The sequence below is a fragment of the Neisseria dentiae genome, assembly GCF_014055005.1.
GTDB classification, from domain to species: Bacteria; Pseudomonadota; Gammaproteobacteria; order Burkholderiales; family Neisseriaceae; genus Neisseria; species Neisseria dentiae.
Genome location: NZ_CP059570.1, coordinates 1,113,153 through 1,125,165, shown reverse-complemented (window position 1 = coordinate 1,125,165; position 12,013 = coordinate 1,113,153). Strand labels below are relative to the sequence as shown.

Below are 12,013 nucleotides of genomic sequence, written 5' to 3'. Positions count from 1 at the left end.
CCATCAACACGGGGATTGGTTTTTCAAACAGGTGTTACTGTGTGTCTGAAATCTTTGCAAACATACTTTAAGGCCGAGACCTTTGCAAAATTCAAATTGCTATCTAAAAAATCTGAACTCCGTCATTCCCGCGTAGGCGGGAATCCAGACGCTTGGCATCTAAGTATTTGTTTAATCAATGCTTCAATATTTCCATCTGGATTCCCGCCTACGCGGGAATGACGGGATTTAAGCATTTCAGACGGCCTTAAGGTATTTTTGCAAAGGTCTCAGGCCGTCTGAAATGCTCCTTCGTTTGCCCGGGCTTGAGCCGGGCATCTTGTTGCTTTGAAAGAAATAGAGCTACCCGGGTCAAGCCCGGGTATGATGATGGCCGGGGGTGTTTCAGACGGCCTTCGGGTGTTTTGCATAGGTTTCAAGCTGATTAACGATGGCTTAAAATTCAAGGGGAATCGAAGATGGCGAAAAGGCATCTTTATCTGTTTGCCTACGATATTGCCGACATCCGCACGCAAAACCGGGTGCGGCGCATGCTCCGCGCTTATGCGGTGGGCGGGCAGAAATCTTTATTCGAATGCTGGTTAACGGCGGGCGAGTTGCGCATGTTGTGTGCAACGCTGCCGGCTATGCTGGCTGAAAACGACCGGCTGCATGTGTTCCGTTTAAACGAAACCGTGCCGCCGTTTTTTTTTCGGCTGTGCGAAAAGTTTGGCATTCGAGCCGTTTGTGATCGGTTGAGGGCGGTTTTGCAAAGGTCTCAAGGTCTCAATCAGAGAAAATAAAACTATTACTTAGGTAATCAATTGGTTGTAATATATAACGCATAAGGAGAACGGAAAAATGGTTACTTTGTTTGTTGATCGCAAGGGCTTGACGTTGCGTGCCGATAGCAGTGCGCTGGCTTTTTATGACGGGAATGAGCGGATGGGCACGGTGCCGCTCAAGCTGCTGGAGCGGGTGTGTATCCGGGGAGATTTGCAGCTTTCGGCCTCGGTGTTGGGCAAATTGGGCGAACACGGAGCAGGTGTGGTGGTGTTGAGCGGCAGAAAGCGGCAGCCGGTGTTGCTGATGCCGAATTTGAAGGTGGATGCGCAACGGCGGATGGCGCAGTTTAATCTGGCGCAGAATGCGGATTTTTGTTTGCGGCAGGCTAAAGGCTGGGTGGGCGGAAAAGTGGCTTCGCAAGCGGCTCTGCTGGAACGGTTTTCAACGAAAAGCGATGTGTTGCGGGCGCGTTTGCACCAACCGTGTTCGGTGTTGGCGGATGTGGCGGGAGAGATCGGCGCGGCGGCGGATACGGCCCGGTTGCGCGGCTTGGAGGGGGCGGCGGCCGCCCGTTATTTTGCGGCGCTGGCTTATGTGTTGCCGGATTCTTTGAATTTCAACGGCCGCAACCGCAGGCCGCCGGCCGATGCGTTTAATGCGGTTTTATCGCTGGGTTATACGCTCTTGCATTTCGAATTGGTGCGGCAGGTGTATTTAACGGGGTTGGATCCGTTTGTGGGGTTTTATAGTGGATTAAAATAAGAATGCCGAAGTAGGGTAAAACGATTCTTTAGCATATCGCCCAATTGCAAGTTTGAATGCAGTTATTTCATTTCGGAGTTTTTATTTGAATTCACTATATCATGGTATCGAACACGGGCGGGAATCGTTGGCTTGCGATTTGGTGGAGCCGATACGCCCGCTTTACGACGAATGGGCGGTTGCTTTGTTTGCCGACGGGGTGCTGCGTGCGGAGGATTTTTCGATGCGCGGCGGTGCGTGCGAAATGGGTAAGGCCGGCAGAATGCGCTTTTATGCGGCTTTTGAAACGGCGGCAAAATCATGGCGGCCGCAAATGCGCCGTTTATGCATGGATTTGCTTTCGGCCTTGGGTGGTGAGCTGGGGGATGAAAGCGGATGTTTTGCCGAATCCGAAATGGTGGCGGCGGAGGAAGATGATGCGCTGGCTGATTGCTTATGATATTGCCGACACCGCCCGCTTGCAGCGGGCATACCGTATTTTGTGCAACCATGCGCTGCCTTTGCAGAACAGTGTGTTTTTGTTGGCGGGCAGCGCAGAGGATTACCGGCAATGCTTGGATGAGCTGCTGCCGAAGCTGCATTCGAAACAAGATGATTTGCGCATTTATCCGTTGCCGGGCGGCGGTTTTTCCCGTTCTCTGGGCAAGGACGGTATGCCGGAAGGGGTTTATCTGGCTTTGCCGGAATAAGGCTTTTCCTTTTTTGTTGTTTCTATACAAATTTGTGCCTGATGAAATAGGCGCCAGGATTGGGAATAATACGCTCATTCGGATAAATGACTAAAAACCGAACCAAGTTATAGAGATGTGGTTGGTTATTTATAAGGAGGTGAACTCAAAAATGGATTGGGCAAAATTAGCACTTGAAGTGATCAAGGTCATTCTTGACCACACCACGCGCAAATAAGCGGGGCGCGGGCAGCCGGTGTTAAGGGCTGTAAGGCGCAGTAGTTTTGCTGCTGTGATTGGATTGTTGCAACAATAGAAAGGAGCATTATATGCATCCTATATTGGTAACGCTGCTAACCGCAGTTGCGGTTGCGGTGGCAGAAGCCGCTGTTGAGGCGGTAAAAGAAGCCTTAGAATAGTGGGGCTTCGCGGTAGGAGCGCCGTTAAGCTCCGCGCTCTATCAAGTAAAACGGATGGAGCGGTTAAAGCGGCAGGCGGGCAGTAGCCCGCCTGCTAAATTACAAGCGGTTTTTGTGATGTTTTAAATTTTACCAACCCCTTGGTTTGCGGGCCGGTTGGAAGCAATTGCAGAAATAGTTTTATGATATATTTTGTTTCGCGCCATGCGGGGGCGTTAGAGTGGATTTTGCAGCAGCCGCAATGGCGGGTAGACTGCTTTTTGTGCCATTTGGATCCGCAGGATATTCAGGCGGGTGATGTGGTGCTGGGCACGCTGCCGCTGCATCTGGCGGCGGAGGTTTGCGCGCGCGGCGGTATTTTTTATTTTTTAACACTGCCGCAGGAAGAGGCAGGGCGCGGTTCGGAATATTCGGCTGAGGATATGTCGGCGATGGGCTGCACTTTGCGCCGTTTCGAGGTGCGGGCGTTGTAATTTTGATCAATAAAAAGGGTGAATCGATGAAAAAATTTGATGTGCATGTGTGTTTGGTTTCGGATCAGGCGGTGCCGAATTTTTTGCCGGTGCTGGATAAGGATTTCCGCCCGCAGGAAGTGGTGCTGCTGGTAACGGAGCAGATGCAGGCCGGAGCGGATGCTTTGGCTGATGTGATGCGCAAAAGTTGCGGGGTAAAGGTGCGGCAACTGGCGGTGGCTGATGCTTATGATATGGCGCAGGTGGGTGAACGGGTGTTTGCGTTGTTGTGCGATATGGATAAGGATCAGGTGGCGCTGAATGTAACCGGCGGCACCAAGCTGATGGCAATTGCGGCGTTTGCGATGTTTAAAGAGGCGGGCTATCCGTCGTTTTATTTCACGGCAGACAGCAATGAAGTGCTGCTGCTGGATAATAACGAGCGTTTGTTGCTGCAACCGCCTAAAATCAAAATCGAAGATTATTTGACGCTGCACGGCTATCCGGCGCGGCATAAGCTGCAAAAGCAGCTGGCGCATCCTGAGTGGCTGCCGTTTGCGGAAGAGTTGGTGCGTGCACATGGCAGCTTGGGACCGGAGTTGGGTCGGCTCAATTTTGAAATTTCACAAACGGATAAGCGGGCATTGAAATGTAAAGTGCCTGCGCACAATATGCAGAATTTGCTGGATTTATTGGCAAAAAACGATTTGGCGCGGCAGCAAGGCGATTGCTTGGTGTTCGTTGATGAAGAGGCCAAACAATATGTGGCGGGCGGCTGGTTTGAGGATTATGTGTTTCAGACGGCCAAATCTTTGCCGGGTGTGCAGGATGTGGCGCTGAACGTGCAGATTGAAAATGCCAAAGAGCAGGTGTTCCAACACAATGAATTGGATGTGCTGCTGCTGGTGGATAATGTGTTGCATGTGTTGGAGTGTAAAACAGCCAATTTTGCCAAGCATGAGGATAAAGCCGAGGAGGCGCTGTATAAGCTGGAATCGTTGAAAAAACTCGGCGGCCTGAGAACAAAAGCGATGCTGCTGTCGTATCGGGAATTGACCGGAAAAATCCGTAACCGGGCGATGGGGGCGCAAATCGGGGTTATCGAACAAAAGGATTTGAGCGGCATGAAAACACTGCTGGAGAAATGGGCGAATGGCCGCTAAAAAAAGAATCTTGGTGGCAGTTACCGGTATGTCGCCGCAGATTGTGACGGAAACGCTGTATGCGCTCCATACGCAGCAGCAATGGCTGCCGCAGGAAGTGCACGTGTTAACCACGCAAACCGGTGCCGATAATATCGCCGCCTCTCTCTTGGGAGAGTGCGGTTTTTTCCGGCGTTTGTGCGAAGAATATGAATTGCAGGATATTGCTTTCGATAAGGATTTTATCCATGTGATACGCGATGAGAACGGGCAGCCGCTGGCCGATATCCGTTCGCCGCAGGAAAACAATCTGGCGGCGGATCAGATTGTACGCTTTATTCATGATTTGTGTGCCGACAGGCAAACCGAATTGCATGTGTCGATTGCGGGCGGGCGCAAATCGATGGGGTTTTACATCGGTTACGCGTTGTCGCTCTTCGGCCGCCGGCAGGATAAATTGTCGCATGTGCTGGTGGAAGAGGCTTTCGAACAGCACCGCGAATTTTTTTATCCGCCGCGCCAAAGCGTGTGGCTGGATACGGCCAAAGGCCGTTTGGATGCCTCGCAGGCGCAGGTGATGTTGGCCGATATTCCTTTTGTTCGTATGCGCGAAGGAATGCCGAAACTGCGGCTGGCCGATAACTGGAGTTTTTCTCAGGCGGTGGAATTAACGCAAAAGGGTTTGGGTGATTTTAATTTGCTGATCGACTGTCCGAGCATGAGCATTGTTTGCGGCAATATGGAGCCGATCAAGCTGGTGGAACGCGAATTCAGTTTTTATTTGGCGATGGCCGAATTCAAACGGGAAGGCGTTGTGTTGTGCAGGCAGAGAAACAGCCCCGATTACCAACGTTTGAAAGAGCGTTATTGGCAGCATTACTGCCGGTTTAAAAAAGAGCTGCAAGGAAGCGGCCCTCAGGCAAAGCGCCATCAGCAAGAGGTTTATCAAAATTTGGATATCGATGAAATCTGGAAAGAAGTGCCGACGCGGATTAAAAAGGTGTTGGTGCGTCATTTGGACGATTATGCCAAGTATTATCTGATTGCCAGCTCGGGATCGAGAAACTGCTTGAGCTATCAACTGGTAACAGATAAAAACAGAATCGAAATCCGGTATGGTTAGCGCGGATTATCAATGGTAGCCTTGGATTTATCGGGCTTTGCAAGGTTTGATACCGTTTGAAAACCGTTGTTTTATCATTTTAAGGAATAACATGAACACCGTAAAAATCAAAAATACCGTTTTGGGCGAGGGCAGCCCGAAAATCGCCGTGCCGCTGGTGGCAAAAGATTCAGACGGCCTGCAAGCGGCTTTGCAGGATTTGCAGGGTTTGAGTTTCGATGTGGTGGAGTTCCGCGCGGATTTTCTCGAGCGGGCGGCCGATGCGGGTTATGTGATGGATTGTTTGCGGCAGGTGCGCGAAGCGCTGCCCGATACGCCGCTGCTGTTTACGTTCAGGCGGGCGGAAGAGGGGGGCGAATGCCCGGTTTCTCAAGAGGTTTATTTTGCGCTGGTGCAGGCGGCCATACGTTCGGGCTTGGCGGATATCGTCGATATCGAGCTGTTTGCGGGCGATGCAGAGGTGAAGGAAACGGTGGCGCTGGCTAAGGCGCAGGGTGTGGCGGCGCTGCTGTGCAACCATGATTTTTATGAAACGCCGCCGAAAGAAGACATTATCGCGCGCCTGCAAACCATGCAGGATTGGGGGGCGGATATCTGCAAAATCGCTGTGATGCCGCAGTCGCCCGCCGATGTGCTGGTGCTGCTCGATGCCACGCAAACGATGTTCGGCCGATATGCGAAGCAGCCGCTGGTTACGATGGCGATGGGCAAAATCGGTGTGATCAGCCGTTTGGCGGGGGAAACGTTCGGTTCGGCGATGACGTTCGGCGCGGCGAAAAAGGCGTCGGCGCCGGGGCAGATAAATGCCAATGATTTGCGTGTGATTTTGAATATTTTGGCGGGCTGAGCCGCCGGTGGAAAGTTTGAGGCCGTCTGAAAAGGTTCAGACGGCCTTGTTATTTAATGCGCCAGCGCGTTTTGCTGCACGCATTCCGATTCGGGGGTGAGGTTTTTGATGGTTTGGTCGAATTCGGCCACATATTGTTCCAGCAGGTAGGGGCGCAGCAGGCTGAGGGTGCGGCCGATGCCGCGCACTTTGGAATCTTCGCTCAGTTTGGCGCGGCCGCGGATGGAGCCGTCGAAGTCGAACCAGTATTTGGTTACTATCCACATATTCACCGCCAGATCGTTCATGGCGGTTTCGTCGGCCTTGATGATGTTGAGGCCGTTGAGGCGGGTGAGCAGGTTGACCAGCAGCGGCGACACTTTGGCTTGGGTGAAGTTGTTGTGTTCGCCCAAAAGCTCGGCGCTGCGGGCGAGCAGGGTGTTGACATCGCTGAAGAGGAAGCGGTAGCGCCACATCACGTCGTAAATGCCCGACATATACCCCACGGCTTCGCAAACGCCTGCGGGCAGTTCGGCGTTTTGCAGGTAGCCGAGCAAATCGTCGCTGTAGCGTTTGAAAAGCTGCACGATGATTTCGTCTTTGTTGCGGAAGTGGTAGTAGAGGTTGCCGGGGCTGATGCTCAGGTGGGCGGCGATGTGGTTGGTGCTGATGTTGCGCTCGCCTTCTTCGTTGAAGAGAACGAGCGCGGATTCGATAATGCGCTGATATGTGTTTTGTTTGCTGTCTTTCGCCATGAGAAAACTCCTTATTACGGCGTTTTTATTAATTATATCGGCGGTGATTATATCAATAAAAAGTATTTATGCTCTAAAACTTCTTGTTTTTCAGACGGCCTGTGTGTGGTTTCACACATGAAAATCTGCCGGCAGCCAGTTGGGTTCCGCCTGCAAAGCCACGCCGAAGGCTTGCTGCACGGTGCGGCAGATGTGTTGCGCCAATGCGTAAACATCTTGTGCCTCTGCCTGTTGTTTGTTTACCAACACCAGCGCCTGTTTGTTGTGAACGGCCGCGCCGCCGATTTGGAACCCTTTGAGGTTGCAGCGGTCGATCAGCCAGCCTGCGGCCAGCTTGACGGAGCCGTCGGCCTGCGGGTAGTGCGGCATGGCGGGGTGCTGCGCCAGCAGTTTCTGCGCCGTTTCTGCATCTACCACGGGGTTTTTGAAAAAGCTGCCCACATTGCCCAGCGTTGCGGGGTCGGGCAGTTTGCCCGAGCGGATAAAGCACACGGCGTCGGACACGTCTTTAGCCGTGATTTTACGCCCCGCGCAGGCTTGTTCCACCACTGCGGCCAAGTCGCCGTAGCGCACATTGGGGCGGAAGGTTTCGCTTAGGGCGAACACCACGGCGGTAATCACATACCGCCCTTTGCCCGCTTGTTTGAACAGGCTTTCGCGGTAGGAAAAGCGGCAGTCGGCGTTATTAAGCGTAACAAACGTGCGGGTATCCAAATCGAAGCAGCGCACGCTGTGTATCACGTCTTTCACTTCCACGCCGTAGGCACCGATGTTCTGCACGGGCGACGCGCCCACGCTGCCGGGAATCAGGCTCAGGTTTTCCAGCCCGCTCAAGCCCGCTTCGAGCGTGTGCAGCACGAAATCGTGCCACACTTCGCCCGCCTGCGCTTCTATATAAACGAGGCCGTCTGAACGGGAAAGTTCGCGGATTCCCTTGTTTTTTACATGAACTACCAAACCTTGATAATCACGCATCAGCAGAATATTGCTGCCGCCGCCCAGCCACAGCACGCTTTCGCGGTCAAATGCGGGCAGTTTCACGATTTCGTATAGGTCGTTTTCATGTTCCAGCACCGCAAAATCACGCGCGCGGGCTTTGAGGCCGAACGTGTTGAGCGGGGTTAAATCCACATCGTGCATCACTTGCATCACAACATCCTTTTGCGCGCCGCTTCTCTGCGGCTGCACCATTCCAAATACCAAACCAGCAGCACCGCCGCCACCGAAAGCGACAGCACCAGCGCCGTCCAGAAACCATAAATGCCCATATCCAAGCCGTAGGCAAGCGCATAGCCGGGCAGCAGGCCGAAGCCCCAAAACGCCAGCGCGTGTATCAGCATGGGCACTTTGGTCATTTTATAGCCGCGCAGCGCATAAGAAGCCACGCATTGGGTGCTGTCGGCAAGCTGGAACACCGCCGCAAACAGCAGCACGGCGGCAGCAATGCCCAACACGGCGGCATCATCGGTGTACATACCCGCCAGCGGGTAGCGCAGCAGCACCAGCAGCACGGCGGTCAGCACGGCCAGCACCAAACCCAACACCAGCGACACGCCCGAAATATAACGCGCCCGCGCATATTCGCCGCGCCCGAGCGAATAACCCACCCGCACCGTGCCCGCCGCGCCCACGCTTTGCGGAATCATATAAATCACGCCGGTGAGGCTGATCACCACCTGCTGCGCGGCGATATAGTCTTCGCCCAACGGGGCAATCAGAAACACGATAAACGAAAACAGGCTCGCCTCGAGAAAAAACGACAAACCGATGGGCGCGCCCAGTTTCCAGATTCTGCCGAAAGCGCCGGCATTGGGGCGGCTGAAACGGGCGGTTAAACCGAAGCTGCGGAAATAAGGCTGTTTGGCCACATAAAGCCACAACACCGCTGCATTAAACCAAAACACCAGCGCCGTGGCCAAGCCGCAGCCCGCGCCGCCCAACGCCGGCATACCGAATTTGCCGTACACAAACATATAGTTGAGCGGAATATTCAGCAGAAACGCCAAAAAACTCACCACCATAATCGCGCGCGGGCGGTTGAGGCTGGAAGCATAAGCGTGCAGGGCGCGGTGCACCATCGCGGCAGGCATGGCCAAGCCCACAAACAGCAGATAATGCCCCATCATCCGCTCCACCTTGTCGCTCAGGCTCAGAAAATGCTGGAACAGCGGCACCGCCGCCCACAGCAGCAGCATGCCGATAACCCCCAGCATGATGCCGAACCAGATGCCCTGCCGCCCCGTTTCGCCCACTTCGGCGGTTTTGCCCGCGCCGAACAGATGGGCGATCATCGGGTTGAGTGCCGTCATCACCCCCAAAAAGGTGATATACACGGTGGCAAATGCGCTGCTGCCCAACGCCACCGCCGCCAAGTCGTCTTTACCCGCACCGCCGGCCATCACCGTATCGACGAAACCGATGCCCACCTGCGCCACCTGCGCCAGCAGCATGGGCAGGGCCAGCAGGGAGAGTTTTTTGATTTCTTTGTTGAAAACGGGAAAAGAATAGCGGTTTAAATCGAGAAGCATAGGTTCGGTTGTGTATAGGGCAGGGCGTGGCCGGAAATTTTAAGCGTTGTTAAAGTTTTCAGACGGCCTGAGACCTTTGCAAAAACCCCATCTGCGGCGCATTTCTGCGTTGTGCGTTTATGCCCTTTAGGGTACTGCTCGCTCGCTTGCCTATCTATCTGATATGTCTGCGCTCGCTGCGCTGCTACGCCTTGAACTGCATCCACATCCGGGGGTTTTGCAAAGGTCTCGGCCTTTACCCCATCGGACCGGCCGTCTGAAAATGCGGCGTGTAGTGTAACAAAAAAAGCCTCGTTTCGGGCGGATTTGCAATTGACAGGCCGTCTGAAACATTACACACTTTGCCGCTTTAAAACCGCCCGCAACGTTTGCCCGCAATGAACTGGAACACTCACCTGCAAGCCGCATTGGCAGCGCGCGCGCAAGCGCAGGCCTACCGCCGCCGCACCGTGCGCCGCGCCGGCACGCCGCCGCCTTATCTGGAGAGCGGCGGCGTGCGTTATCTGAACTTTGCGGGCAACGATTATCTCGGCCTCAGCCGCGATGCCGCCGTGATTGCCGCCTGGCAGCAGGCGCTGGCGGATTACGGCTGCGGCAGCGGCGGCTCGCCGTTGGTTTGCGGCCACACCGATGCCCACGAATATTTGGAAACGCAGCTTGCCGGCTGGCTCGGTTACGAACGCGCCTTGCTGTTTCCCAGCGGTTATGCCGCCAATCAGGCCGTGCTGCTCGGCCTGTTGGGCAAAGATGATGTGTTGCTGGCCGACAAATTCTGCCACGCCTCGATGCAGGAGGCCGCCGCCCTTTCCCCCGCCGTTTACCGCCGTTTCGCCCACCAACGCTACGAAGTGCTGGAGCAGCAGTTGGCCGCCGCACAGGGCAGGCGCGTGCTGGTGGCAAGCGAAGGCGTGTTCAGCATGGACGGCGACAAGGCCGACATAGGCCGTCTGAAAACCCTGTGCCGCCGATACGGTGCCTGGCTGCTGATCGACGATGCCCACGGCTTCGGCGTGTGCGGCCCGCAGGGGCGGGGCAGCGCGGCGGAAGCGGGCGAACAGCCCGATATTCTGGTGGTAACTTTCGGCAAAGCCGCCGGGCTGATGGGTGCGGCGGTATTGTGCAGCCACACCGTGGCCGAATATCTCGTTCAATTCGCCCGCCACCTGGTTTACAGCACCGCCTTTCCGCCCGCGCAGGCCGCCGCCTTATCCGCCGCCATCGGGCGCATTCAAGCTGCCGACGATTTGCGCGCCAAGCTGCAACGGCATATCCGTTTTTTTCAGACGGCCTTGGCGCAGGGCGGTTTGGCAGAACGCCTACTGCCGTCTGAAACCGCTATCCAGCCGTTTGTGTGCGGCAGCAACGAAAGTGCATTAGCCGCCGCCGAAGCATTGCGCAGCCGAGGTTTATATGTGCCGGCCATCCGCCCGCCCACCGTGCCGGCAGGGCGGGCGCAGCTGCGCATCACCCTCAGCGCCGCCCACGAAACCCGGCATATCGAAGCATTAGTAAAAGGTTTGCAAGATGCCGTCTGAAACCCCGCACAAACAGCAAATCGCCCGCGCATTCAGCCAGGCCGCCGCCACCTACGACACAGCGGCCGTCTTGCAGCGCGAAGTGGGCAGCCGCCTGCTCGCCATGCTCGAAGCGCGCTTTTCAGACGGCCTGCGCGGCAAAACCATACTCGACATCGGCGCGGGTAGCGGCTGGTTCGGCAAAGAGATGCAGGCGCGCGGCGCAACCGTTATCGCCCTTGATTTGGCCGAAGGCATGCTGCGCCACACCGCCCGCCACCGCCGCGCCGCTTTCTGCCTGTTGGCCGATGCCGAACGGCTGCCGCTGGCCGACAACAGCGTCGATGCCTGCTTCAGCAGTCTGGCCGTGCAATGGTGTGATCTTTCCGCCGCCGCCGCCGAGATGCGGCGCGTAACCCGCAACGGCGGCACGGTTGCCGCCGCCACCGTCGTCGAGGGCAGCCTGCACCAGTTGGGCGGCGCCTGGCGGGCGGCCGACAGCGACGCGCACACCAACCCGTTTCTCGGCGAGGCCGAAATCCGCCGCGCTTTCGGCTGCTTTGCGCACACCCAAACCGAAACCCGCACCCACACCCAAACCTTTGCCGATCTGCAAGACTTGCTTGGCAGCTTGAAAAACATCGGCGCCAATCACGTCGGCAACCGCGAAAACAAGGGGCTGACAGGTAAACGGCGTTGGCAGCGGTTTTGCGCGGCCTATGAAGCCCTGCGCCGCCCCGACGGCCTGCTGCCTTTGGATTACCGGATTGCTTATATATTGGCGGGCGACTGAAACCGTGCGGCAAACGGCAGGCCGTCTGAAAGAATATTTCAGACGGCCTGCCGCCATATCGGGGAATGAAACTACATATCAAGCCTTCGCCGCACCATGCGGATACGGCCGAAGTTTGTTTTACATCAATTAGTCTTGCCGGCTAACGTTTTCATTAAACTAAACTAATTGATTTCTGCCGAGAGTTTGATATGATGTGCCACAAAACTGACATCGGTGTCATACCCGCCGGGCGTGATGCGATAAAAGCGCAACCCAACGACATT

The 12,013-nt window shown here is 55.4% G+C and carries 13 protein-coding genes, 1 pseudogene and 1 CRISPR repeat array (1 of these 15 running past the window's edge); of the genes and pseudogenes, 11 read left to right on the top strand and 3 right to left on the bottom strand.

Annotated features, from left to right (window positions below; translation table 11 throughout):
- Positions 1 to 18: a CRISPR direct-repeat array (repeat unit 32 nt); it reaches 367 nt to the left of the window's first position.
- A 440-nt stretch (positions 19 to 458) separates the two neighbouring features.
- From cas2 (H3L92_RS05335) to aroD, 8 genes are all read left to right on the top strand, one after another.
- Positions 459 to 782, top strand: a complete 324-nt coding sequence (gene cas2, locus H3L92_RS05335) for a CRISPR-associated endonuclease Cas2 (RefSeq protein WP_085364819.1) — start codon at positions 459 to 461, stop codon at positions 780 to 782.
- Between the two features lie 58 nt (positions 783 to 840).
- Positions 841 to 1,527, top strand: a complete 687-nt coding sequence (cas1, locus tag H3L92_RS05330) for a CRISPR-associated endonuclease Cas1 (protein WP_085364820.1) — start codon at positions 841 to 843, stop codon at positions 1,525 to 1,527.
- Between the two features lie 85 nt (positions 1,528 to 1,612).
- Positions 1,613 to 1,966: a CRISPR-associated endonuclease Cas1 gene (locus tag H3L92_RS05325; RefSeq protein WP_158088134.1), complete on the top strand. Its 354-nt coding sequence runs from the start codon at positions 1,613 to 1,615 to the stop codon at positions 1,964 to 1,966.
- Positions 1,941 to 2,216: a CRISPR-associated endonuclease Cas2 gene (cas2, locus tag H3L92_RS05320; RefSeq protein WP_085364822.1), complete on the top strand. Its 276-nt coding sequence runs from the start codon at positions 1,941 to 1,943 to the stop codon at positions 2,214 to 2,216. Before H3L92_RS05325 ends, cas2 (H3L92_RS05320) begins: the two co-directional genes overlap by 26 nt.
- A gap of 580 nt (positions 2,217 to 2,796) precedes the next feature.
- Positions 2,797 to 3,087 (top strand): CRISPR-associated protein Csx16, encoded by a 291-nt coding sequence (csx16, locus tag H3L92_RS05315; protein WP_085364823.1) that lies wholly within the window; start codon positions 2,797 to 2,799, stop codon positions 3,085 to 3,087.
- Between the two features lie 26 nt (positions 3,088 to 3,113).
- On the top strand, positions 3,114 to 4,229 hold the full coding sequence (locus tag H3L92_RS05310; RefSeq protein WP_085364824.1) for a Card1-like endonuclease domain-containing protein: 1,116 nt from the start codon (positions 3,114 to 3,116) through the stop codon (positions 4,227 to 4,229).
- Positions 4,219 to 5,331: a CRISPR-associated ring nuclease Csm6 gene (csm6, locus tag H3L92_RS05305; protein WP_085364825.1), complete on the top strand. Its 1,113-nt coding sequence runs from the start codon at positions 4,219 to 4,221 to the stop codon at positions 5,329 to 5,331. The genes H3L92_RS05310 and csm6 overlap by 11 nt, the downstream gene beginning before the upstream one ends.
- A gap of 91 nt (positions 5,332 to 5,422) precedes the next feature.
- Positions 5,423 to 6,178: a type I 3-dehydroquinate dehydratase gene (gene aroD, locus H3L92_RS05300; protein ID WP_085364826.1), complete on the top strand. Its 756-nt coding sequence runs from the start codon at positions 5,423 to 5,425 to the stop codon at positions 6,176 to 6,178.
- Between the two features lie 53 nt (positions 6,179 to 6,231).
- Here aroD and H3L92_RS05295 read toward each other — a convergent pair whose 3' ends face one another.
- From H3L92_RS05295 to H3L92_RS05285, 3 genes are all read right to left on the bottom strand, one after another.
- A complete protein-coding gene (locus tag H3L92_RS05295; protein ID WP_085364827.1) occupies positions 6,232 to 6,912 on the bottom strand; it encodes a TetR/AcrR family transcriptional regulator in 681 nt (226 codons plus the stop codon).
- A gap of 111 nt (positions 6,913 to 7,023) precedes the next feature.
- Positions 7,024 to 8,061: a UDP-N-acetylmuramate dehydrogenase gene (gene murB / locus H3L92_RS05290; RefSeq protein WP_085364828.1), complete on the bottom strand. Its 1,038-nt coding sequence runs from the start codon at positions 8,059 to 8,061 to the stop codon at positions 7,024 to 7,026.
- Positions 8,061 to 9,440 (bottom strand): MATE family efflux transporter, encoded by a 1,380-nt coding sequence (locus H3L92_RS05285; RefSeq protein WP_085364829.1) that lies wholly within the window; start codon positions 9,438 to 9,440, stop codon positions 8,061 to 8,063. Before H3L92_RS05285 ends, murB begins: the two co-directional genes overlap by 1 nt.
- 76 nt (positions 9,441 to 9,516) lie before the next feature.
- Between H3L92_RS05285 and H3L92_RS13235 the strand changes: the two are divergent.
- From H3L92_RS13235 to bioC, 3 genes and pseudogenes are all read left to right on the top strand, one after another.
- Positions 9,517 to 9,720 (top strand): annotated as a pseudogene (locus tag H3L92_RS13235) (lipoprotein signal peptidase).
- A 97-nt stretch (positions 9,721 to 9,817) separates the two neighbouring features.
- Complete coding sequence (gene bioF, locus H3L92_RS05280) at positions 9,818 to 10,975, top strand: 8-amino-7-oxononanoate synthase (protein WP_115336318.1); 1,158 nt, start codon at positions 9,818 to 9,820, stop codon at positions 10,973 to 10,975.
- Positions 10,965 to 11,747 carry a malonyl-ACP O-methyltransferase BioC gene (gene bioC / locus H3L92_RS05275; protein ID WP_085364831.1) on the top strand — a complete coding sequence of 261 codons (783 nt, stop codon included), beginning with the start codon at positions 10,965 to 10,967 and terminating at the stop codon, positions 11,745 to 11,747. Before bioF ends, bioC begins: the two co-directional genes overlap by 11 nt.
- Positions 11,748 to 12,013: the final 266 nt, after the last annotated feature.